24 protein-coding genes are annotated in these 24692 nt (G+C 31.4%); 10 read left to right on the top strand and 14 right to left on the bottom strand.

Going from position 1 to position 24692, the window contains the following annotated elements; genetic code table 11:
- Positions 1–31 precede the first annotated feature (31 nt).
- Positions 32–673 carry a DUF4331 family protein gene (locus P2G10_RS09655; protein WP_275316348.1) on the bottom strand — a complete coding sequence of 214 codons (642 nt, stop codon included), beginning with the start codon at positions 671–673 and terminating at the stop codon, positions 32–34.
- A gap of 29 nt (positions 674–702) precedes the next feature.
- Positions 703–1353: a DUF4331 family protein gene (locus P2G10_RS09650; RefSeq protein WP_275316347.1), complete on the bottom strand. Its 651-nt coding sequence runs from the start codon at positions 1351–1353 to the stop codon at positions 703–705.
- Positions 1354–1553: 200 nt separating this feature from the next.
- On the opposite strand from P2G10_RS09650, the gene P2G10_RS09645 reads away from it, so the two are divergent.
- The 3 genes from P2G10_RS09645 to P2G10_RS09635 are packed head-to-tail and all read left to right on the top strand — an operon-like array spanning position 1554 to position 4111.
- Positions 1554–2549 carry an alpha/beta hydrolase gene (locus P2G10_RS09645; RefSeq protein ID WP_275316346.1) on the top strand — a complete coding sequence of 332 codons (996 nt, stop codon included), beginning with the start codon at positions 1554–1556 and terminating at the stop codon, positions 2547–2549.
- Between the two features lies 1 nt (position 2550).
- On the top strand, positions 2551–3441 hold the full coding sequence (locus tag P2G10_RS09640) for a TIGR01777 family oxidoreductase (RefSeq protein ID WP_275316344.1): 891 nt from the start codon (positions 2551–2553) through the stop codon (positions 3439–3441).
- Positions 3434–4111 (top strand): GNAT family N-acetyltransferase, encoded by a 678-nt coding sequence (locus tag P2G10_RS09635; RefSeq protein WP_275316341.1) that lies wholly within the window; start codon positions 3434–3436, stop codon positions 4109–4111. The genes P2G10_RS09640 and P2G10_RS09635 overlap by 8 nt, the downstream gene beginning before the upstream one ends.
- A 47-nt stretch (positions 4112–4158) precedes the next feature.
- On the opposite strand, the gene P2G10_RS09630 is transcribed toward P2G10_RS09635, so the two are convergent.
- On the bottom strand, positions 4159–4896 hold the full coding sequence (locus P2G10_RS09630) for a DUF6263 family protein (RefSeq protein WP_218773304.1): 738 nt from the start codon (positions 4894–4896) through the stop codon (positions 4159–4161).
- 104 nt (positions 4897–5000) lie between these two features.
- The gene (locus P2G10_RS09625; RefSeq protein WP_275316339.1) at positions 5001–6299 is read right to left on the bottom strand and encodes a dihydrolipoamide acetyltransferase family protein; all 1299 of its coding nucleotides are present in this window, start codon (positions 6297–6299) and stop codon (positions 5001–5003) included.
- A 324-nt stretch (positions 6300–6623) separates the two neighbouring features.
- On the opposite strand from P2G10_RS09625, the gene P2G10_RS09620 reads away from it, so the two are divergent.
- Positions 6624–9260, top strand: a complete 2637-nt coding sequence (locus tag P2G10_RS09620) for a DEAD/DEAH box helicase family protein (RefSeq protein ID WP_275316337.1) — start codon at positions 6624–6626, stop codon at positions 9258–9260.
- Positions 9261–9279: 19 nt separating this feature from the next.
- Here the strand turns inward: P2G10_RS09620 and hemF are convergent, their stop codons facing one another.
- The 9 genes from hemF to hemA form a co-directional block, all read right to left on the bottom strand.
- Positions 9280–10182, bottom strand: a complete 903-nt coding sequence (gene hemF, locus P2G10_RS09615) for an oxygen-dependent coproporphyrinogen oxidase (protein ID WP_275316336.1) — start codon at positions 10180–10182, stop codon at positions 9280–9282.
- Positions 10183–10210: 28 nt separating this feature from the next.
- Positions 10211–10957, bottom strand: a complete 747-nt coding sequence (locus tag P2G10_RS09610; RefSeq protein ID WP_275316334.1) for an EI24 domain-containing protein — start codon at positions 10955–10957, stop codon at positions 10211–10213.
- A 73-nt stretch (positions 10958–11030) separates the two neighbouring features.
- Positions 11031–11648: a TlpA family protein disulfide reductase gene (locus P2G10_RS09605; RefSeq protein WP_218773309.1), complete on the bottom strand. Its 618-nt coding sequence runs from the start codon at positions 11646–11648 to the stop codon at positions 11031–11033.
- Positions 11649–11674: 26 nt separating this feature from the next.
- Positions 11675–12700, bottom strand: a complete 1026-nt coding sequence (gene hemE / locus P2G10_RS09600) for a uroporphyrinogen decarboxylase (protein WP_275316332.1) — start codon at positions 12698–12700, stop codon at positions 11675–11677.
- Position 12701: 1 nt separating this feature from the next.
- Positions 12702–13145, bottom strand: coding sequence for a protease complex subunit PrcB family protein (locus P2G10_RS09595; RefSeq protein ID WP_275316331.1), 444 nt, complete (start codon positions 13143–13145; stop codon positions 12702–12704).
- An 11-nt stretch (positions 13146–13156) separates the two neighbouring features.
- Complete coding sequence (gene hemL, locus P2G10_RS09590; RefSeq protein ID WP_275316329.1) at positions 13157–14446, bottom strand: glutamate-1-semialdehyde 2,1-aminomutase; 1290 nt, start codon at positions 14444–14446, stop codon at positions 13157–13159.
- Positions 14447–14584: 138 nt separating this feature from the next.
- A complete protein-coding gene (gene hemB, locus P2G10_RS09585) occupies positions 14585–15553 on the bottom strand; it encodes a porphobilinogen synthase (protein WP_275316328.1) in 969 nt (322 codons plus the stop codon).
- A 122-nt stretch (positions 15554–15675) separates the two neighbouring features.
- On the bottom strand, positions 15676–17262 hold the full coding sequence (gene hemC, locus P2G10_RS09580; RefSeq protein ID WP_275316326.1) for a hydroxymethylbilane synthase: 1587 nt from the start codon (positions 17260–17262) through the stop codon (positions 15676–15678).
- Positions 17246–18514 carry a glutamyl-tRNA reductase gene (gene hemA / locus P2G10_RS09575; RefSeq protein ID WP_218773315.1) on the bottom strand — a complete coding sequence of 423 codons (1269 nt, stop codon included), beginning with the start codon at positions 18512–18514 and terminating at the stop codon, positions 17246–17248. The genes hemC and hemA overlap by 17 nt, the downstream gene beginning before the upstream one ends.
- Positions 18515–18723: 209 nt before the next feature.
- Here hemA and P2G10_RS09570 point away from each other — a divergent pair, with 209 nt between their 5' ends.
- The 4 genes from P2G10_RS09570 to P2G10_RS09555 all read left to right on the top strand — a co-directional run bounded on the left by P2G10_RS09570 (position 18724) and on the right by P2G10_RS09555 (position 21830).
- Complete coding sequence (locus tag P2G10_RS09570) at positions 18724–19611, top strand: helix-turn-helix domain-containing protein (protein WP_218773316.1); 888 nt, start codon at positions 18724–18726, stop codon at positions 19609–19611.
- Positions 19612–20133 (top strand): TrmH family RNA methyltransferase, encoded by a 522-nt coding sequence (locus tag P2G10_RS09565; RefSeq protein WP_275316324.1) that lies wholly within the window; start codon positions 19612–19614, stop codon positions 20131–20133. It abuts the gene before it with no gap.
- Between the two features lies 1 nt (position 20134).
- Positions 20135–21145: a ferrochelatase gene (gene hemH, locus P2G10_RS09560; protein WP_275316322.1), complete on the top strand. Its 1011-nt coding sequence runs from the start codon at positions 20135–20137 to the stop codon at positions 21143–21145.
- Positions 21146–21239: 94 nt separating this feature from the next.
- Positions 21240–21830, top strand: coding sequence for a CopD family protein (locus P2G10_RS09555; protein ID WP_275316320.1), 591 nt, complete (start codon positions 21240–21242; stop codon positions 21828–21830).
- Positions 21831–21862: 32 nt separating this feature from the next.
- On the opposite strand, the gene recR is transcribed toward P2G10_RS09555, so the two are convergent.
- Entirely contained in the window at positions 21863–22480 is a 618-nt protein-coding gene (gene recR, locus P2G10_RS09550) for a recombination mediator RecR (protein ID WP_275316319.1), read from the bottom strand.
- Between the two features lie 93 nt (positions 22481–22573).
- Between recR and P2G10_RS09545 the strand changes: the two genes are divergently transcribed.
- A complete protein-coding gene (locus P2G10_RS09545; protein ID WP_275316317.1) occupies positions 22574–24037 on the top strand; it encodes an aminoacyl-histidine dipeptidase in 1464 nt (487 codons plus the stop codon).
- Between the two features lie 67 nt (positions 24038–24104).
- Positions 24105–24692, top strand: coding sequence for an acyl carrier protein phosphodiesterase (locus P2G10_RS09540; RefSeq protein ID WP_218773322.1), 588 nt, complete (start codon positions 24105–24107; stop codon positions 24690–24692).

The following is a 24692-nucleotide window of genomic DNA, read 5'->3' as shown; positions in this document are numbered from 1 at the left end:
CATTAAGGGGAATTCATTAATTTTAATATTATTACCAAGGGCTAGCTAAGTAAGGGAAAGACGTTAAAAACTCTTTATCATTAGCACTTACATTATCGTCTGATAAAGTTGGATTCTCAGACATTGTTAAACCAGTTTCACCTCCGAAGATTAAAATTAGCTCTACCGTAATTACATCATCAGCTAAAGCTCTACCTGTTAATACATTTGGCCCGTCATAAAATGTTGTTTTACCATCTAAAGACACTGTTAAAACATCTGTTGCTAATACATCTGCAAATGCTGCTGCATCAAAACCTAATGCGTTTTCATCTCCTTCATTAAAATAAGCAGGACTTAAAGCTTTTAAATTTGTTTCAAACATTGTTGCAAATGCAGCTCCCTGATTAGAAGGTATTGTTACATTAAACATGTCTTTTTTATCACTATCTACAAATACAGTGTTAATAGCTGGTCTTCCCATTTGGTCTTTCTGTGCATAAGTTCCTGAAAAGCTAATTGGAGCATCATAATCCATATTATCTTCATCATCACTACAACTTGTTAGCGTTAAAAACGATAACATTAATATTGTTACTATTCTTATAGACTTAAGCTTCATTCTCTTAGGATTTGTTAAAATAAAGATTGATAGAATTGAAATTACTATGGTTTTTATATTTTTAAGTTTCATAATTGTAGAATTTAAAATTTAATTAATGATTATTGCTTAGCTTTAGTTTCTACCCAAGTATTAATATTACCTGATCCTCCAATTATCGATTTAGGCACTTCTACAACAACAGACAACACATTTGTTCCTTTAAAAGTATCAGAACCTGGGTTATCAAATCCATCTGCTGTACCTCCAATAATTTCACCATATTTAGCAAAATCCATAAAAAAAGGATCATCTCTAGGTCCTGCGAAAAACTTCATTGCTCCTTTAGCACCTATCATTGGGCTAGAACCGTACGGTGTTATTGACACACCATATTCAGAACCATCTTGTGGTAATGAACTATTTAAACCTGTTGCCGATGGTTCATAAGGACCAAAGAAATACATTTTTCCTTTTCTTGGAATTGCTTGAATTACTAAATCTTCTATATAATCTAAATCAGTATCAATATTAAATTCAATTAAAACATTCTCATCAAACTTAGCCGCACTTGTTGCTGTTGGACTTAATAAACCTTGAATATTTGCCACAAAGACTAAATTATCTGTGTCTTCTGCTTGGAATGCATAAAAATCTGTAATATCACTTGAACCTCCTTTTACATCTGGAGCTTCAATATGATCTGCTGCAAAAAGTATCAATCCTATTAAAGCAAAAGCTCCTGCTCCGATAATTAATTTTATTTTCTTCATGATTATAAATTTATTAGTTAATTATTCATTCGCTCTTACTTACGAGAAAATCTCTCTTACGGTTTTATTTATTATTGTTTTTTTTTAAATAAAGCTCTATAAATACAACACATAAGCACACATTATTTTTTTATATGAATAACAAATAGCTATTATATATTTTGTATTTTACGGTATAAACTTTGGTTGATTTTAAAAAAATGACAAAAAAAATACTTAAATATTTAGGAGTTCTTCTAGTTCTATTTCTTATGCTGTATGCTATTGGTCCTAAAGCCGAAAAACCAACCTTAACAACTCAATTACCTATTAACAAAATGAGTTTGTTAGAAATACAAAATGCTGTTTACGTTGAGAATGATAACGCAAGTATTAGATTAGGTAATCATTCTCGGTTAATTTGGGCAGATAGCATTCCGAAGAAAACAGAATATTCATTAGTATATCTCCACGGATTTTCTGCAAGCCCTGCAGAAACTGAAATTATTTACACCAATTTTGCAAAACGATATGGAGCTAATTTATATGCTCCTCGTTTATTTAAGCACGGTTTAAAAGACAAAGAGCCTCTATTAAATTTTACTGCTGAAGGATATTTAGAATCAGCAAAAAAAGCAATTGCTATTGGTAAACAATTAGGTGAAAAAGTAATATTAATATGTGTGAGTACTGGTGCTACTGCTGGTTTGTTTTTAGCTTCTGAAAACCCAGAAATTGCAGCACTAATATTATCCTCTCCTAATATTGATGTTTATGACACCAACTCTAATTTAGTTACAAAGCCTTGGGGAAAACAAATTTTAAAATTAGTAATGGGTGGTAATTATCAAACTTGGCAACCACCAAATGGCGCTGAAAAATATTGGTATGCAAAATATAGAATTGAAGCTATTGTTCAGCTGAAACTATTAATAGGAGCTACAATGAAACAGAACGTTTTTGAAAAAATAAAACAACCTTTGTTCATGGCGTATTACTATAAAAATGAAGAAGAGCAGGATAAAACCGTTTCTGTAAAACGTATGAAAGAAATGTATAATCAAATCTCTACTACTGACAAAAACAAATATCAAGTGGCAATTCCGGAAGCAAAAAATCATTCTATTGCTTCTAAATTTTTCACTGAAGAATATAAAACCGTAGAAAAAGAAATATATTATTTTGCTGATACAGTTTTAAAATTAAAAACAAAATAAAATGAGTAAGATTCTTATCACTGGTGGAACAGGATTAGTTGGAAAACAACTTCAAAAAAAACTAGAAGAAAAAAACCATAGTGTTGTTGTACTTACCCGAAGTCCGACTTTAAAAAATGAATTTAAATGGGACATCTCTAAAGAATATATTGATGATAATGCTTTTAAAGACGTTACACATATTATTCATTTAGCAGGAGCTGGTATTGCTGATAAAAGATGGACCGCTAAACGCAAAAAAGAACTTATTAATAGCCGTGTACAATCTGCTAACTTGCTTTTTAAAAAAATAAAAGATTTAAAAATTGATTTAAAAGGTTTTATTTCTGCTTCAGGAATTGGTTATTATGGCGCTGTTACTTCTAACAAAATATTTACGGAAGACGATGCTCCTGAGAATGATTTTATTTCTAAAGTTTGTGTCGAATGGGAAAATGCCGCTCATCAATTTAAACAACTAAACACTTCGGTTACTATTTTAAGAACTGGTATTGTACTTACTAAGTTAGGTGGTGCTTTACCCAAAATAAATACGCCTTTGTTTTTAGCTGCTTTAGGTACTGGCAAGCAATACATGCCTTGGATTCATATTGATGATTTATGTAACATGTATGTAAAATCGGTTGAAGATGTTCGTTTTATAGGAATATATAATGCTGCGGCTCCTGAACATGAAACGAATAAAAGTTTTACTAAAAAATTATCAAAAACTATTGCTAAACCTATATTTCCACTTAATGCTCCATCATTTGTTTTAAAAATGGTATTAGGGGAAATGTCTTCTATATTATTAAAAGGCAGCAGAGTATCTTCTGTAAAAACATCTACTATTTATTCTTTTATTTTTACTGATTTAAAATCAGCTTTAAAAAACATTTATCATAATGAATGATAAACTAAAAAATCCGGTTTGGTATTCTTTACATGAAACTCATAAAAACATAGCCATTAAATATGATGGCGTACAATTTTACGATCCTGAAATTTGCCCTTTTGGGGCTTTTACCGATCACTTAAAAATAACTGCTGCTATAAATGAATATGCTAAACTTACAGAGAGTTTTTTCTTAGTTACAGAAAATGAAATTCCAATTCACGATACCAACTTCGTTACTTTAGATAGAAAAATAGAAGGCTGTCAAATGGTGTTGCAAGATTTAATTGAGATGGCAATTACGGAGAAAATTATACCACTTACATCTAAACACATCAATGAAGTTTATGATTTAGTTTGGTTAGTTATGCCAGGCTACTTTAAAAAAAGAACTTTTGAAATGGGTAAGTACTTTGGTGTCTTTAAAGACAACAAACTCGTTTCAATAGCCGGACAAAGAATGCAAACCAACGATTTTATTGAAGTAAGCGCTGTGGTTACACATCCTGATTATACTGGTAGAGGTTTTGCTAAACAACTAACTACTCATGTTACTAAAGAAATATTAAAAGCAAACAAACATCCTATTTTACATACCACGAAAGGAAACACCGCTATAAGCCTATATGAAAAGTTAGGTTATAAATTAACTCGCGAAATGAATTGGTGGCTTTTTCATAAAAAATAAAAAGCCCAGACAGTACTGTCTGAGCTTTTATTAGAAGAAAATAGTATTTACTTTTTAGTAATACTCATATTCATACTTGTTGTTAAATCTTGTCCTTGAACTTTCATTAACATTTCTATTTTAGATGTTAAAGCCACACCTGTTTTTTTATCAATATTCATGGTTCCTGTAATATTACCTGTTCCAACTCCTTCTACATTACCAGAAATATCTAACAGTACATTTTTAGCAGTAATTGAATTTACTTTATAAACGAAATTCAATTTCATTCCGTTTGCATCTTTATTCATAGACCAAGTATCACCAACTGAAACTTCTTTTTCAGGGTAAACTACATTACTAGATTGTTGTGTTAAATTATTTGCTCCAGGAACATTAGGTTCAATTTTTGTTTCGATAACCTTACCTAAGTTATCTCCTTTCGTTGTTATTAACACCTTCATCATTGGTGCCATTTGAGCCTTCATAACTTCATCTGTAGGACTTAATTCTTCCTCTTTTTTACTAGAGTCATATGACATAAATTGACCTCCTTGTGCAACATTCATTACCATATTAGTAATTTTCATATCACTTTCGTAAGTGTTATCAGAAACTGCTTTAATTTCTTGATGCATTGTCATTTCTGTATTCATAGTCATTAAACCTGCACCCATTTTTTGAGCTATTTCCATTTTCATTTCATAAACATCGCCTTTTTCATAGTTTAAACGAAGTAATACTTTCTCTTGACCTACACTCACCATTGTTATACCTAATAACAATACAACTAATAAATTTTTCATCTTTTAAATTTTATTTTTTAATTATTCTATTAGCGAATATACACAAAAACAAAAAAGGCTTAGAAAAATTTCCTAAGCCTTTGTTTACTATACTATATTGTTATTTAAAAATCTTGATTTACATCCCAAGATTCTAATATTTCTTTTAATGTTTTAATAAACATTCCACCTAAAGCTCCATTTACAACTCTATGATCGTAAGAATGAGCAACAATCATTCTTTGACGAATTCCTATAAAATCACCGTCTGGAGTTTCAATAACAGCTGGTTTCTTAACAATTGCTCCTAAGGCTAAAATAGCTACTTGCGGTTGATTTATAATTGGTGTTCCTGTAATACTTCCAAAACTACCTACATTTGTAACAGTGTAAGTACCTCCTTGAATATCGTCTGGTTTTAATTTATTTCCACGAGCACGACCTGCTAAATCATTTACTTGTTTAGTCATTCCTACTAAACTTAACTGATCTGCATTTTTAATTACCGGTACAATTAAATTACCATCAGGTAAAGCTGCTGCCATACCTAAATTAACATTTCCTCTTTTAATAATCTTATCGCCATCAACAGCAATATTAATCATCGGATGTTTTTTAATTGTTTGAGCAACGGCTTGCATAAAGATTGGCGTAAAGGTTAACTTCTCTCCTTCTCTTTGTTGATATGCGTTCTTTACTTTATTTCTCCAAGTAACAATATTGGTAACATCTATTTCTATAAACGACTGCACATGTGCAGATGTTTGAACAGAATCTACCATATGTTTGGCAACTAATTTACCCATACGTGTCATTTCGATAACTTCGTCTTGACCGCTTAAAGTAACTGGTGCTGCTTGCGCTTTTGCTTTAGGCTTTTCAGCTTTAGCAGGAGAAACAACATCTTTAGGTTGATTACCTCTATTTTCTAAATAAGATAAAATATTTGTTTTAGTAACTCTTCCTTCTTTTCCTGTTCCTTTTATAGTTTCTAATTCAGAGAAAGAAATCCCTTCTGTTTTTGCTATATTTTTTACTAAAGGAGAATAAAAACGATCACTAGATGAAGTATCAATAGCTCCAGAAACTTCTTCCTTAGCATCTTCAACTGTTGTCTCTACTGCTACCACAGCTTCTTTTACTTCTACTTTTTTAGGTGTATCGTTTGAAGGGGTATCACCACCTTCTGTTTCAATAATGGCAATAGTTTGCCCTACTTGAATAACATCATCCTTACCAAATAATATTTCTACTAAGGTTCCTTCAACTTCACTAGGTACCTCACTATCTACTTTGTCTGTAGCTACTTCAACAACAGTTTCATCAATCTCAATAGTCTCTCCAATTTCTTTAACCCAAGAAGTTATCGTTGCTTCTGCAACACTTTCACCCATTTTAGGTAACTTCAATTCGTATCTAGCCATAGTATAAGTTTTTTAACGCTTGCGAAGTTACTAAAAAGCTAGCATTTTATTGAGTTTTTAGCATTAAAATATTTACAAAAAAAAACAATTACTTTAAACTATTCACAATAAAAAGTCGATTTAACAAAGTATTCCGTTTTTAAAAACAATAAGTCTCTTATATAATTATCGATTTGTCAATTAAAAATGACTTATTTAAAATTAATAATACCTTTTACAATTAATTAATAAAAGAATAGAAATAGTATTAAAAAGTTGTTTTAAGTACTAATTTATTACTTTTACTTGCATCAATAATTTAATTATAAACAACAATATCTCTTTTTGTCTGCATCAATTAAACAACTTAGCTTTTTACATACTTGGCGTCCTTACCAAGATAAAATACTATCTAATTTTTCTAAGCACATAGAAGATAATCATTTTCATATTGTTGCTCCGCCTGGTTCTGGAAAAACTATTTTAGGTATTGAAATTTTAAAAAGAATAGGTAAAAAAACTATCGTACTAGCGCCAACTTTAACAATTAGAAATCAATGGGAGAATAGATTACAAGAGTTTTTTACGGAAGATTGTGATTTTAAAGAATTCTCTTTTGATATAAAAAAACCTGCTGATATTACCTTCTCAACTTACCAAGGTTTATATTCTTTTTACAAAACATTTGATAATAAAGAAAATTACTTTTTATTCTTCACCAAAAACAATATTGAGGTATTATTACTAGACGAAGCACATCATTTAAAAAGTGAATGGTGGAAATGTTTGTATGAATTAAAACAGCAACATTTACAAACAGTAATTGCGCTTACCGCAACGCCACCATACGATAGTGAGGTTTCTGAAATTCAAAAATATTTTAATTTATGTGGTGAAATTGACGATGAAATTCTGGTACCAGATTTAGTAAGAGAAAATAATTTATGTCCACACCAAGATATCATTTACTTTTCTAAACCCGAAAGTAAAGAGATTAATACTATTGTTGATTTTAGATTGAAAACAGCTCATTTTATTACTAATCTACTAAAAGACAATGAGTTTATCAACTTTATAAAACAGCATCGATTTTACACCAAAACCGAAGAAAACATAAACGAACTTTATAAATTTTCTTCCTTTTTTTCTGCAATACTTATTTTTTTAAATGAAGCTGGCATTGTTATTTCAAGAGAAAAATTATCAATATTAGGTTTTGAAAAAGATGAGTTTGTTGAGTTCCCTAAAATAACACATAAATGGATTGAAATTCTATTTCAGCATATTCTTGTTATCGATAGAAACGAATTAATTGTGCATGAAACTTACATTAATTCTTTAGAGAAAAAACTAAGAAAACTATCTCTATACAGTAATAAAAAAGTTAATTTAATTGGAAATACTTTTTTATATAAATCACTTAGCAATAGCCCTAGTAAATTAAAGAGTATCGTTGCTATTGTAAAACAAGAACAAATCAATTTAAAAGAGCAACTACGCTGTGTTGTATTATCTGATTATATCAGAAAAGAATATCTTGATATTACTGCTACCGAAGTAAAAAATATTGAAAAATTAGGTGTCGCACCAATTTTTCATCATATAAGAACAACGACAAGAAATAAACAAAACTTAGCTGTATTGTCTGGTAGTTTGATAATTATTCATTGTAGTTGTATTGCTAAATTAGATTTAATCGATTCGATAACAAACTACATACAAACTCCTTTAAACTCTGATACGGAGTTTGTAATTATACAATCAAAATCATCTTCTAAAAACACGTTAGTAGCAACTATTACAAAATTATTTCAATTAGGTCATATTAAAATTTTAGTGGGAACTAAATCTTTATTAGGTGAGGGATGGGATGCACCCGCTATTAATAGTTTAATTTTAGCTTCTGTAGTAGGTTCTTTTGTTACTTCTAATCAAATGCGTGGTAGAGCTATCAGAATCGATAATAACGAACCTAATAAAACCGGAATTATATGGCATTTGGCATGTATTGATACTTCTGATATTTATGGCGGAAAAGATTTAGAGATACTTAAAAAACGTTTTGATGCTTTTATAGGTATTTCAAACAATGATGAAAACATTATTTCTAACGGAATTGACCGTTTAGGTTTACCCAATGTTATTCTTGATGAAAACATAAACATACTAAATGATAACGCTAAAACTATTTCTAAAAACAGGACTTTAATATCAGAAAAATGGAAAAATATTGTCCGTTTTAAAAAAGAAGTTGCTCACGAAATAAAGCTGTATCATAAAAAAGATCAATCTTTTTTAAATCAAAAAAAAACCTATTTAAACGATTTTGTTAAGTATTCAATTCTTGAACTTTTAATTAGTCTCGCATTATTTTTTCCTCAATTTATCTTCAAAAACTTTAATTTAATAGCGTATAAAGGTTTTTACTATTTTTTATATTCTTTACTAACTACCCTAGGTTTATCGTTTGGTTATAAACTGTATAAAACCTTTAAAATGTATTTTCACTATGGCCTTGTTCATAAAAAAATACGTAAAATGGCTTATGCTATTTTAAACTCTTTATATGAATTAGAAGAAATAACCACTCCAAAAAAAGAAATTAACATCGTTGTAGATTTACTCTCTATGGGCGATGTTACTTGTACTATTAATGGTGCTAATAGATACGAAAGTAATTTATTTATTAAGACCTTAGAAGAGCTGTTACAACCTATTGACAATCCCAAATATTTAATAATTAAAACCAATTGGTTTCGTAAAAAATTAAACACTCAAAATTTTTATCCTGTTCCTGATATTTTAAGCAAAAGAAAAGAACAAGCGTTACTATTTCAAAAACATTGGAATCATCAACTTGGTAAGTCTAAACTTACTTACACTAGAAGTATTCGTGGACGAAAACATCTTTTACGAGCAAGGCTATTTCATGTTCATAACATTCACAATGAGGTGACAAAAAAGAATATAATTTGGAAATAACCCCTAAGTTTTAAGTTATTTAAACCCAATTTTTAGGTTTTGCTAAAACTTCTAATAATTTAGCTTCTTCACTTCCTTTTTCTGGCTCTTGATTATAAACCCATTGCACTACAGGTGGTAAACTCATTAAAATACTCTCGATACGACCGTTTGTTTTTAATCCAAACAAAGTACCTCTATCATGCACTAAATTAAATTCAACATAGCGCCCCCTTCTAACTTCTTGCCAATCTTTTTGTTCTTTATTATAGGTTATATCCTTTCTTTTTTCTACAATAGGCACATAAGAGTTTAAGAAACTATTACCTACCTCTGTTACAAAGTTGTAACGATCTTGCATTGAAAAATCTTCTGTTTGCTTTAAATAATCAAAAAACAAACCACCAATTCCACGAGCTTCATTTCTATGAGCATTCCAAAAATAATTATCACACGTTTCTTTAAACTTCGGATGAAATGCTGCGCTATGTTTATCGCAAGCCTCTTTACAAACCGAATGAAAATGTATCGCATCTTCATCAAACAAATAATAAGGTGTTAAATCTTGTCCTCCACCAAACCATTGGGTAACTATATTTCCATCGCCATCATACATTTCAAAATAACGCCAATTTGCGTGTACCGTTGGTACAAACGGATTTTTAGGGTGCAATACTAAACTTAAACCACAGGCAAAAAAATCACCGCTCTCAACACCAAATTGTTTGCGTAAAGCTTCTGGTAACTCTCCAAAAACTTTAGAAATATTTACGCCTCCTTTTTCAAAAATGTTTCCATTTTCTATTACACGAGTTCTTCCTCCACCGCCTTCTGTACGTTTCCAGTTATCTTCTTTAAACTTTGCTCCTCCATCTACTGCTTCTAATTTAGCCGTAATTGTATCTTGTAATTGTTGAATATATGCGTAAAACTGATCTTTCATTTGTTTAATTCTTGAGAAGCAAAAATACTTATTCTATTGCTTTTTCTAGTTGAATATTCTTAATAGTTTCAGTTGTTGCTGCTGTTACCGATAATGGCAATACCAGTATAACTCCAATAACAGGCACCAATAAAAACAGCATAAATATAATTCCGTTTCCTATTGCTGTACCTTTATTTTTCTTTACAAAACTTACACTTTCTTTGTACTTAAAATGACGTTCTAAAGTATAATCCATATTACCAAAACCGGCATAATATGCTTGCATAATAAACAACAAAATTGCTGAAAAGAAACCTATAACAGGTATAAAACTAACTAGTAAAATGGGAATCGTAAAAAACAGTTCTCTTAAAAGGTTTCTTAGGTTTATTCGAATACCTCTTATTAATTGTTCTTGAAAAGAAGTTTTTCTATGTTGATGCGATTCTCCTGTTAAATAATGTTCTATTTTTTCTGAAACCGGACTCATAAATGGTGCCGATAATGCCATTACAATATGTTTATATAAGAGTAAACCAATTACAACGATTAACAGTCCGCTAAAAAAAGTACTAAGCATTTCAAAGGCTTGCTTTCCAAACTCCCATTTCCAAATTCCGGCAACATAATAACCTATGTTATCTGATAAAGCATAGGCTGATAAACCAATTAAAACAGCCGTTAAAACACTAATTAATATTGGAATTGTAAAATATTTCCACAATTTTAGTTTTGATATTATTTGAAACGCACCAAAGTATGCTTGTATTCCTTTTAAAATACCCTTTATCATTTTTATTTTTTTTTACTAAAGTAAAAAACCTCTTTCTGTTAGGAAAGAGGTTTTTTATAATTTATTGTAAATATTATTCGATTACCGGACTAATAAAGGCATCTAATTCTTTTTCGTTTATTGCATTTACTTCATCCCAACCCATTTCTTTTGTTGGTGATACTGCACCTCTCTTAAAGTTTAAAATTTTCTTACTACTCGTAATTAAATATGCAGATGGATAATCTAATTTATGGATAAAACCAGCTGTTCTTATCGAAGATCTATTCCCATTTTTTTCTTTAGATGGCACTAAGAATATTCTTTTATCTAACTTCTTAGCCATTCTTTCTACACCAGCTTCTAAATCCCAAAATAACATTATAAATTTTACTTTACCGTCATACTTTTCTACCATTTTATTTAATGCAGGAATTTCTCCCCAACACGGAGCGCACCAAGTGGCTGCGGCTAATAAAACAATAGGCGTATCTATTTTATCTGTACTAATAGTTTCTCCTGTTATTGATGTAAAATCATAATTAGAAATATATTTATCTTTTATGCAGTTATACACAATATCGTCTAACATAGCTGCATCATTGCTGGCTATTGAGATACAATCGTCTACAATATCTTTATAATATATTTTCTTTTGCGAAAAACTTTTCGTAACTAATAAAAGGGTTAATAACAGTAATAATTTTCTCATTTTCAATATTTTAAGGGGATTAAGTCTTAAACCTTATACTCTTTTACCGCATCTACAAATGCTTTCGCATTGTCAAGCGGAATGTTAGGTAAAATTCCGTGCCCTAAGTTAACAATATATTTATCTTTACCAAACTCATTTATCATTTGGTGTACCATTTTTTTTATTTCAGCCGGTGGAGACAATAATCTAGAAGGGTCAAAATTACCTTGTAAGGTTATATTTCCTCCTGATAAATAACGTGCATTTCTTGCTGAACACGTCCAATCTACACCTAAAGCAGAAGCTCCTGATTTTGCCATTTTATCTAAAGCAAACCAACAACCTTTTCCGAAAGCGATTACTGGTGCTTCATCTTTTAATGCATCAATAATTTGTTGAATGTATTGCCATGAAAATTCTTGATAATCTGTTGGAGACAACATTCCTCCCCAAGAATCAAAAACCTGAACAGCATTTACACCTGCTTCTACTTTTGCTTTTAAATAAGCAATTGTGGTATCTGTTATCTTCTGAAGCAATTGGTGTGCCAAAACTGGTTTTGTAAAACAAAATTCTTTTGCTTTGTCGAAATTTTTAGATCCCTGACCCTGTACCACATAACATAAAATTGTCCATGGAGACCCTGCAAAACCTATTAAAGGAACCTCATCATTCAACTTTTCTTTAGTTGCTTTTATAGCTTCCATTACATAACCTAATTCTTGATGAACATCAGGAACAACTACAGTATCTAATCCTTTTTGATCTCTAATCGGATTTGGTAAATAAGGTCCAAAATCAGGTTTCATTTGTACCTCTATATTCATTGCCTGTGGAATCACCAAAATATCTGAAAACAAAATAGCTGCGTCCATTCCGTATCTACGAATTGGCTGAACAGTGATTTCAGATGCTAATTCTGGAGTTCTACAACGGGTAAAGAAATCGTATTTCTTTTTTATTACTTGAAATTCTGGCAAATATCTTCCTGCTTGACGCATCATCCATACTGGCGGACGATCTACAGTTTCACCTTTTAATGCTCTTAAAAATAAGTCGTTTTTAATCATACTATTTCGTTACAAAGACTATTTCTTTGCTTGTTTTATTAATTTTAACAATATGTATTGGTTGTGTAAGCGACATTGTTACCATATCTGTTGGCTTTGGTCCTTCAGACGAAATTGTAACTTGAAACTTACCTTCCTTTTTTATTATTTCTGATACCTCTATCGAAAATCCTCCTGTATTTCTCTTGCTATCGATAGCAACTAAAACTGTTTTTTTTGAAAAATCAATAGCATCTTTAAATTGATTATCAACAGTTGTTTTAGCTAAAAAATCTTGCCATTCTGCTGCAGAGTTAATTACAATATTTTGTTTTGCAAATCCTTCAGATCCATCACCTTTTAAACTGCCTTGATATATAGAAATCATTGCAGCCGTTTCTTGGTTATTATTACTAGGACATGAACTCATTAAAAAACTAAAAAAAATGGTAAGAATAATTTTCATAAATTGCTGTTTTACATTTTAGATACCGCTTCCATTCCTTTATCAATTGCCTTAGCAATCTTTTGAATATCTTTTTCTGTTAAAGCTGATGATAAAAACCAGGCTTCAAATTGAGATGGAGGTAAGAAAACACCGTTATGCATCATTTCCCAAAAGAAAGTAGCAAACTTTTTAGTATCCGAAGTTTGTGCTTCATCAAAATTAGTTACGGTAACATTCGTAAAAAATGGATTAATCATAGAACCAAATCTATTAACCGTAATTTCTACACCGTGTTTCTTCGCTTTTTCTAATAAGAATACTTCAATAATTTGAGCAATCTCGTTAAATTTCTCATACGGATTTTGTTTCTTTAACTCTGTTAAAGTAGCAATTCCTCCTGCCATAGCAATCGGATTTCCACTTAAAGTTCCTGCTTGATACATCCCTCCTAAAGGTGCTACTTCTTGCATGATTTCATTTCGCGCTCCGTAAGCTCCCACCGGAAAACCACCACCAACAACTTTACCTAAACAGGTAATATCTGCTTCTACACCTAATAATTCTTGTGCGCCACCGAATTTAGAACGAAAACCTGTCATTACCTCATCAACAATTAATAATGCTCCTTTAGACTCTAAATATGTTTTTAACTCTTTTAAGAAATCATTTTGTGGAATTACAACTCCCATATTACCAGCAATTGGCTCTAAAATAACCCCGGCAATATCGTCGTGTTCTTCAAAATGTGCTTTTACACTTTCTAAATCGTTATATTTTGCTATTAATGTATTTCTAACTGCCCCTTCAGGAACTCCTTTAGAGCCTGGTAAACTTAAGGTTGCTAAACCAGAACCTGCTGCTACCAATAAAGCATCTTGATGCCCATGATAACAACCTGCAAATTTTATAATTTTATCTTTTCCTGTAAATGCTCTTGCCAAACGGATTCCGCTTAAAACGGCTTCTGTTCCTGAATTAACAAAACGAACTTTATCCATTCCTGGAAAAGCATCACAAACAATTTTTGCTAATTTAATTTCGTTTTCTGTTGATGCACCAAAAGTATAACCATTCTTTAAAGCTTTGTCTATTGCTTTCTGAACTTTTTTATGACGGTGACCTAAAATCATTGGTCCGTAAGACAATACTAAATCTACAAACGTATTACCATCTACATCTGTAATTTTGCTTCCTTTTGCCTTTTTGATAAACAACGGATTCCCTCCTACTGAAGAAAATGCTCTTACAGGAGAGTTTACTGCTCCAACAAGATGCACCAATCCTTTTTTATATAATTTTTGTGATTTTTTAAATTCCATCTTATATTATTTTCAATGTCAGTTCGAGTATTTTTATGTAGCTTTTGCGAAATAAAAATGTATCGAGAACTTATTAATTAATCATCTCGATACAAATTTGTTTATGCTTCACAAATTCACTCGATGTGACAGTACGTGTTACTTTTTTCTCAACAATACTCTTGCTGCTTCTTTTGCAAAATAGGTAATAATAATATCAGCTCCTGCTCTTTTCATAGACAGTAAACTTTCCATCATTACTTTTTCTCCATCAATCCAACCTTTTTCAGCTGCGGCTTTAACCATTGCGTATTCTCCACTTACATTATAACATGCAATTGGTCGGTCGAAATTATTTTTTAAATCTCTAATGATATCTAAATACGATAATGCTGGTTTTACCATTAAAATATCTGCTCCTTCTTGATCATCAAAAGTAGCTTCACGCATTCCTTCATCTCTATTAGAAGGATCCATTTGATAGGTTCTTCTATCACCAAAAGTAGGCGCAGAATCTGCTGCATCTCTAAACGGCCCATAAAAAGCTGAGGCATATTTTACTGAATACGCCATAATTGGCAAGTTTACATAACCTGTATTATCTAATGATTGGCGAACCATATCTATCGTTCCGTCCATCATTCCTGACGGTGCAACCATATCTACTCCTGCTTTTGCATGAGAAATAACTTGTTTTGCTAAATTTACCAACGTTGCATCATTATCTACATCGTTGTCGTGAATAATTCCGCAATGACCATGTGAAGTATACTCGCAAAAACAAACATCTGTGATTACGTATAAATCTGGATAATTCTTTTTAATAAAACGGATTGCTTGTTGCATAATTCCGTTATCGTTCCATGTTTCTGTTCCTTCATCATCTTTTTCAGATGGAATTCCGAATAATAAAACAGCGGGGATATTTAATGCTACAACCTCATCTAATTCTTTAGAAATTGTATCTAAAGAAAAACGTTTAATGCCAGGCATTGAAACTATTTCTTTTTCAATTCCCGTTCCTTCTTCAATAAATAAAGGGTACACAAAATCATCTACAGATAGTTTTGTTTCCTTTACCAATCTTCTGATGCCTTCTGTTTTTCTTAACCTACGTGTTCTAAACATAATTTGTCACTTGTTAGGTCGAGCGCAGTCGAGACCTCATTATAAAATCCTCTCTTATGAGCCGCACTCATTACTTTCTGCAACATACATTTTGCAGAAAGTAATGCTCGAGGTGACTTTTATTATTTCTTAACAAAATGTAAGTTCACTAATTCTACCACACTTTCTACCGTTGGTAAATTAGCTACTTGTACATCATCAAAATGTTTTCTTGCTTCTTTTGCGGTGCTTTCGCCAATACAAAAAGCTACTTTACCAGCAACGTTTTCTTGCATATAGCTTTCAACCCCTGATGGACTGTAAAACAACACTCCGTTTACTTTCTCATCAACTTTAGACGGACTGTACATTGTTTTGTATGCCTCTACTTCGTTTACCGTAATTTCGTTTACTTTTAAAGCATTTGGTAAAGTATCTAAACGCAAATCACTACAAAAATAAGTTACTTCTTGTCCTTTTATTTCGTTAGCTAAATAAGCTGCTAACTTAACAGCATTTCTTTCAGATTTTACTACTTTTCCTATTTTTTGTTCGATTAACTTTTTTGTTCTTCGCCCAACACAGTAAATATTCTTGAATTTTAACTCATCCGCAGTAAAAGAGTTTGCGATTGCCTCTACGCCGTTTTGACTCGTAATAATTACATTTTCAATCTCATTCTTAATTACCTTAGGTGCAATTCTGTTAAAACGAATTTTAATAAAATCACTATCTGTAATACTAACAGATGCTGGCAATAAGTCTTTTTGAATTTCTGATAGCTTCTTCGTTGAGTAGATAGAAAACTCTTTTTCTACCTCAACATCATCTGCCATTAATTCTTTTCCTCCTTTATTAATTACATAATCAGCACAATCTTTTGCTAAAAAACGATGACGTCCTACTTTTGCATTTTTTGTTACTGATATTTTCTTTTTACCATCTTTACTTAATAATAAACCTTTAAAGTTTATTTCTTCTGTTTTAGGATCAACATAAGCAATCGCTCCTATTGGTGCTGTACATCCGCCTTCTAATAAATTTAAGAATTTGCGTTCTATACCCACACAAACTTGCGTTTCGTAATGATTTAATTGCTCACAAGCATCTCTAGAAAAATCATCCTTTTCTAAAGCTGTAATCATAATAGCTCCTTGTGCTGGCGCAGGAATCATCCAAGAAAGATTAATTGCTCCTTCTGGTCTTTTTCCTAACCTCTCTAAACCGGCTGCTGCAAAAATTGCACCGTCCCATTCGTTATTTTCTAACTTTTCTAAACGCGTATTTACGTTTCCTCGTAAACCAACAACTTCGTGTGTTGGGTAACGATTTAACCATTGTGCTTTTCTTCGTAAACTACCCGTTGCTATTACACCGTTAGGTTGCCCAAAAAACTCTTCGTTGTCTTTTAAAACTAAAATATCATTGTAATTGGCACGCTTTAAAACAGCTGCTTGAATAATTCCTTCAGGTAAAACTGTTGGAACATCTTTTAAAGAATGTACTGCAACATCAATATCGCCATTTAACATTGCGATATCTAAATTTTTAGTAAAAATTCCTGTGATTCCTAATTCATACAAAGGCTTGTCTAAAACAAGATCTCCAGCAGATTTAATCGGCACTATTTCACATTTATACTCTAATTCTTCTAGTTCTTTACGAACTTTGTTTGCTTGCCACATAGCCAATTGGCTATCACGTGTACCTATTCTAATTGTCTTCTGCATGGATAGTTTCTAAATTTGCACCAAACACTTTAGCCATTACCTCTATACTATTACTTACAGAGGTTTCTTCTGCTTTTAAGTGCTTTACAAATTGTGTAGTTATTTTTTGAATAAACCTAGAAGTAATTACTTCTGCCTGAGATTCATCAAAGTCTTTTATTTTTTTCTTATGAAAAGCTATTTCGTCTTGTTGAATTGTTTTTAACGATTCTTTTAACGCTGTAATAGCTGGTGTAAATTTTCTGTGATGTAGCCATTCACCAAATTCCTCTTTATGAGTTTCTATAATCGCTTCGGCTGTAGGTATTTCTTGCTGACGAATTGCTAATGTTTCATCTGTAATTTTAGATAACTCATCAACATTTATCAATGTAACGTTTTCTAATTCTGCTACTTCTTTCGAAACATTTGCTGGCATCGATAAATCTAAAATCAGCAATTCTTTGGTCGTTAAAATATGTTCTCTTTTGATGGTCGCTTCAGAAGCGCCTGTAGAAACGATTAAAATATCTGTATTTGCTACTTCTTTCGTTAAATTGTTATATTTAACTTTTTTAATAGATGGATGTTCTTTTACAAACTCCTCCGCTTTTTCTTCGGTTCTGTTAATTAAGCTTACTGTTTTATTTTGAGTATATTCAGCTAAATTCTTGCAAGTATGTTTCCCCATTTTTCCCAACCCGAAAACTAAAATATTTTTCGAATTGTAATTTGGTGAATTTTTAATAATGTATTGCACTGCGGCATAAGAAACCGATGTGGTTCCTGAACTTAACTTCGTTTCATTCTTTACACGCTTACTTGCCTGCATTACATGATTTAACAAACGCTCGAAATATGCGTTGGTAGTTCCTACCTCCTTTGCTAGTTTAAACGCTTGACGCAATTGACCTACAATTTCGTAATCCCCTAAAATTTGGCTATCCAAACCAGTACCCATCCTAAAAAGGTGCGTAATTGCTTCGTTGTTTTTATATACGTTAGAAACTTCTGCAAACTCTTCAACAGCTCCGTTTGAATATTTACAAAGCATACTAATTAATTGAAAAGGGTGTTCTGCAAAACCAGTAATTTCAGTTCTATTACAGGTTGATAACACAAAAATACCATCAACACCACTCTGCTTTGCGTCTTCTAAAAGTTGTATTTGATTTTCCTTAGAAATACTAAACTTTCCTCTAATAGTAGCATCAGCCTTTTTGTAACTAACGCCTATGTTATATAAATTCTTATTATGTGTATCCGCTGTCATTCAGTCTTCTTCAATAAGGTGGGTCAAAAATATAAAGATTAAATATAAAAAAATGTCGCTGAAAGAACTTTTAATGTCGTTATCAGTTTTTTAAACTAAAAACATCTCTAAAACACAGATAAAGTGTATTTTTGCAATGAAACCAGCTATTGGTAGTGTTTCAATTTAGAGTCATTCTAAATAAATTATTTTTAAATCTATTTTGATCTATGTCAAAAAACATCGCAGAAAGTACGTTTAGAGAAGTATTGTTAGAAAAAGGTTTTTTTGTCTTAAAATTTCAAAATAATTCTAACAAAACAGAAGTTTATAAAAGAGATATCGATAACTCTTATATACAGCTACATTATTGTGTAAAAGGAAATTGCAAGTTCCATTTTAATGAAAACAGCTATACTTTTAACGTATTAGATAAACACGCTATATTTTTATACAATCCGCAGCAAAACCTACCAATAAACTTAGAGATTTTACCAAAAACATCTTTGGTATCTGTTTTAATCACTATCGAAAAATTTCATGCGCTATTCTCTAAAGAAGCTAGTTACATTCCTTTTTTAAGTGATGACAACAAGAATAAAAAATATTACGATAATACAGCAATAAGCTCAAACACCTTAATGGCTTTGCAGCAAATTTTAACAGCACAAAATCATAGTTCAATGAAAGACCTTTATATTAAAGGGAAAACATACGAACTACTGAGTCTTCATTTTGATACTGGCGAAAACACCGAAAATGAATACTGTCCGTTTTTAGTTGATGATCGTGAAATATTAAAAATCAGGCAAGCTAAAGACATTATTATCTCAAGAATGAGCGAACCACCAACCCTACAAGAATTAGCAAACGAAGTAGGTTTAAACTTAAAGAAGTTAAAAGAAGGTTTTAAACAAATATATGGCGATACTGTTTACAGTTTTTTGTTTGATTATAAAATGGAACATGCTCGTAAGCTTTTAGAAAGCAACCAATACAATGTAAATGAAGTTGGCTTACAGGTTGGCTACAGCACTTCTAGCCATTTTATCGCAGCCTTTAAAAAGAAGTTTGGTACCACACCAAAACAATACGTAATGAGCTTACAAAATAACTAAATGAAACAACTTACACATTACGACATCGAAAACAAGCAACAACAATACCCTATAACTATTGTTTGTGACGCTATAAGAACTCCCGAAAATATTGGTATGTGCTTTCGCATTTCTGAAAGTTTTGGTGTACAAAAAATATTTTTACATGATAGTTCGCCCTCTATAAAGAACAGAAATGTATCTCGTACTGCTAGAAACACCATAAATCAAATTGAACACGCTACTTACAGTGATTTCAACTTACTAATAAATCAATTAAAAAAAGAAGGAAATACTATTATTGGCATTGAAATTACTGATGATAGTATAAATATTCAGGATTTTGATTTCACAGCAACAGAAAAAATAGTTTTACTTTTGGGTAGTGAGCGAAACGGAATTGAAAATATAGATTTGCTAGATGCAACTGTTGCGATACCAATGTACGGTCGCAACTCATCTATGAATGTAATACACAGTTTAAGTATTGCTTTATATGAAACAACAAATCAGTTAAACAAAAACATTTTAATAGATAAATAAAATGAAAGGAGCTTTATTAGTAAACCTAGGATCACCAGAAAGTACAGATCCTAAGGATGTAAAAAAATATTTAGGAGAGTTTTTAATGGACGAACGTGTTATTGATGTTCCTTATTGGTTTCGTTCGTTTTTAGTAAAAGGAATTATTTTAAACACGAGGCCTAAAAAATCTGCCGCTGCTTATAAAAAAATATGGTGGAAAGAAGGTTCGCCTTTAATTGTTCTTTCTGAACGACTACAAAAAAAGGTGCAACAAAAAACGGAGCTTCCTGTTGCCTTAGCAATGCGTTATGGTACAATGACCATAAAAAAAGGATTGCAAGAACTACACGATAAAGGCGTTACAGAAGTTATGTTAATTCCTTTATATCCGCAGTTTGCGATGGCAACTACCGAAACTATTGTGGTTTTAGCTGAAGAAATTCGCAAAGAGTTCTTTCCTGAAATGAAAATAACGGATGTTCCTGCGTTTTACAATAAACCTGAATATATTAAAGCTCTATCTAACAGTATTAAAGATTATTTAGCAGACAAAGATTACGATCATTTACTATTCTCTTACCACGGTGTTCCAGAACGCCATATTGGTAAATCAGATATTACAAAAAGTCATTGTAAGATAGATGGTAGCTGTTGTAACACACCATCAGAAGCACATGAGTTTTGTTACCGCCATCAATGTTATCAAACAACCAAAAATGTGATTTCAGCATTAGGTTTAGATGAAAATACTGTATCTACTTCTTTTCAGTCTCGCTTAGGTGTAGATCCTTGGCTACAACCCTATACTGATAGAACGATTGTAAAAAAAGTTGAAAAAGACGGAGTTAAAAAACTAGCAATTGTTACTCCTGCTTTTGTTTCTGATTGCTTAGAAACATTAGAAGAAATTGCCATGGAAGGTAAAGAAGAGTTTTTAGAAGCCGGTGGAGAAGAATTTTACACCGTACCATGTATTAATGACAATGATGAATGGACAGATGTTTTAGCTGGTTGGATTAATAAATTTTAACTCGTAGTTCATAAAAATATAAATTGTCTGGTCGAGCGCAGTCGAGACCTAAAAACTTCTCGAATGCACTCTTAGAGACATAAACTTTAAAAAAATGGATTTTTTATACGTAAAAGCATTACATATTATTTTTGTAGTTACTTGGTTTGCTGGCTTATTTTATATAGGTCGCTTATTTATTTACCATGTAGAAGCCGAAAAAAAAGACGAACCTGCTAAAACTATTTTGCAAACTCAGTACAAATTAATGACAAAACGCTTGTGGTATATCATTACATGGCCTTCTTTAGTTTTAGCTAGTTTTTTTGCTTTTTGGATGCTTTATAAAAACCCTGCTTATTTTCAAATGCCTTGGATGCATGTAAAGCTAGCATTTGTTTTAGCGTTATATTTTTACCACGGATTTTGTCACAAAATATATAAAGAATTACAACGTGATAAAATTAACTATTCACCTACAAAACTGAGAATATTTAACGAAGCGCCAACCGTGATTTTATTTGCCGTAGTATTTTTAGTGGTGTTAAAAAGTGCTATTAATTGGATTTGGGGAGTTGTAGGTATTGTTCTTTTTGGGATTTTATTAATGATTGGAATTCGTTTTTACAAAAAAGTAAGAGCAAAAAAATCTTGGGATAAATTCGAAAAAGAATTGATTGAAAAGGATGAAGAATTAGAGTTTTAAAAAAAAGGTTGTCTAAAAAGACAACCTTTTTTTTATCCTTTTATAGATTGCTCAAAAGGAATACGATTTACAATACTTCTACCCAACGTAACTTCATCGGCATATTCTAATTCATCACCAACCGAAATTCCTCGTGCAATTGTAGAGGTTTGTATATTGTATTTTTCAATTTGCTTGTAAATATAAAAGTTCGTTGTATCACCTTCCATAGTAGAGCTTAAAGCAAAAATTAATTCTTTAATCTCCCCATCTTTTACTTTATTAACTAAAGAATCTATCTGTAAGTTTTGTGGCCCAATTCCTTCGATAGGAGAAATTTTTCCTCCCAACACATGATACACGCCTCTAAATTGAGCAGTATTTTCAATCGCCATAACATCACGAATATCTTCAACAACACAAACTATTTCGGCATTTCTGTTCGGGTTATTACAAATTTCACACAAAACAGTATCAGAAATATTATGACATTTATTACATGATTTCACATCAGTTCGTAAATCAGTTAAAGCCACTGTTAAATACTTTGTATTCTCTGTAGGTTGTTTTAATAAATGTAATACCAAACGAAGTGCAGTTCGTTTACCAATACCTGGTAACCTACTCACTTCATCTACCGCCCTTTCTAATAATTTTGATGAAAAATCCATGCTGCAAATTTACATTTTTTCAAACACAGCACACTAACATATCTCACTTTAAAAAAGTATCTTTGTAGTTTAAATTTAAACAAACATTTTACAATGAATTCAGATATAAAAAACTTAGAACCTAAAGCAATTTGGAAGAATTTTGCGCTTTTAAACGCAGTACCTCGTCCATCAAAAAAAGAAGAAAGAGTTATTCAATTTATGGTTGATTTTGGTAAAAGCCTTAATCTTGAGACGATGGTTGATAAGGTTGGTAACGTAATTATTCGCAAACCAGCTTCTTCTGGAATGGAAAATCGTAAAATGATTGTGATGCAAAGCCACCTAGATATGGTACATCAAAAAAATTCTGATACTGTTTTCGATTTTGATACAGAAGGAATTAAAATGTTTATTGATGGTGACTGGGTAAAGGCAGACGGAACTACCTTAGGTGCCGATAATGGTTTGGGAGTAGCGTCGATTATGGCTATTTTAGAATCTACTGATATTGCACACCCTGCCGTTGAAGCCTTGTTTACTATTGATGAAGAAACAGGTATGACTGGTGCAATGGGATTAGAAGGCGGAATTTTAGAAGGTGAGATTTTATTGAACCTAGACACAGAAGACGATGATGAAATTAGCATGGGTTGTGCTGGTGGCGTAGATATTACTGCTACTAGAACATACAATGAAGAAACTACTCCTGATAACACCACTGCTTTTGAAATCTCTATTACAGGTTTAAACGGAGGACATTCTGGAATGGATATCCATAAAGGCTTAGGAAATGCTAATAAAATAATGAATCGTTTATTATTTGATGGTTTTACAAACTTCGGATTACGTGTTGCTGAAATAAATGGTGGTAGCTTGCGCAATGCAATACCTCGCGAAAGCTTTTCTACCGTAGTTATAGATACTGTTTCTAAAGAGCCATTTTTATTCGAAATTCAAGAATTAATTAACAGTATTAAAGCTGAATTTTCTTTACTTGAACCAAATTTATCAATTGAATTAAAAACTGTAGAAACTCCTAAAAAAGTAATGGATTTAGGTGTTCAAGAAGGGTTGATAAAATCTATATATACTGCTTTAAACGGTGTGTATCGTATGAGTCCGGATATTGAAGGATTAGTTGAAACTTCTAACAATATCGCTAGAGTTATAGTAAAAAAAGGAAAAATTAAAATAGGGTGTTTAACACGTTCTTCTTCTGATAGCAATAAATGGGACTTAGCAAATTCGTTACGTTCAGCTTTCGAATTAGCAGGTTTTGATGTTGAATTTTCTGGAAGCTACCCTGGTTGGTTACCGAATTTAGATTCTGAAATCTTAAAAATGGTTGCAAAACTATATGAAGATTTACATCATGAAAAACCAAATGTAGCTGCTTGTCATGCAGGTTTAGAATGCGGTCTTTTAGGTCAGAATTACCCAGAGATGGATATGGTTTCTTTTGGGCCAAACATTAGAGGACCACACTCACCTGATGAACGCGCACAGATTTCATCTACTCAAAAATATTGGAAATTTTTATTAGAGGTTTTAAAGAATATTCCTAGTAAGAATTAATAGTTATATTAAAATAAATACTAAAACCACAACTTACAAGTTGTGGTTTTTTGTTTACTTTTATCAAATGAATTTTTTAGCACATTTATATTTATCTGGGAATAATACAGACTTAATGATTGGTAATTTTATTGCTGATCATATTAAAGGAAATAAATTTTCACATTATAAAGAAGAAATAAGAAAAGGAATTCTTTTACATCGTCAAATAGATACTTTTACAGACGCCCACCATATTGTTAGAAAAAGTAAAAGACGATTACATGAACGTTATCGACATTATGATGGCGTAATTATCGATATTTTTTTCGATCACTTTTTAGCTAAAAACTGGAGTACTTATTCTGAAATTCCTTTGGGTGTTTATGTAAAATCTGTTTATAAACTTTTAGAAGATAATTTTGATATTCTTCCCGAAAAAACAAAAGAAATCCTTCCATATTTAACTAAGTATGATTGGTTATATAATTATCAATTTGCAAAAGGAATTCAAGAAGTTTTAAACGGTATGAACAAACGAACTAAAGGAATCTCTCAAATGAATTTAGCCTCTGAAGATTTATTAATCCACTATCAATTATTTGAAGAAGACTTTACCTTATTCTTTAAAGAATTACGAGAATATTGTAATTCAAAAATCAACCTTACAACTTAA

Source organism: Tenacibaculum bernardetii, from assembly GCF_029125915.1.
Taxonomy (GTDB): domain Bacteria; phylum Bacteroidota; class Bacteroidia; order Flavobacteriales; family Flavobacteriaceae; genus Polaribacter; species Polaribacter bernardetii.
Note: the sequence above shows the minus strand (reverse complement) of the source record. Positions and strands in the feature narration are given on the sequence as shown.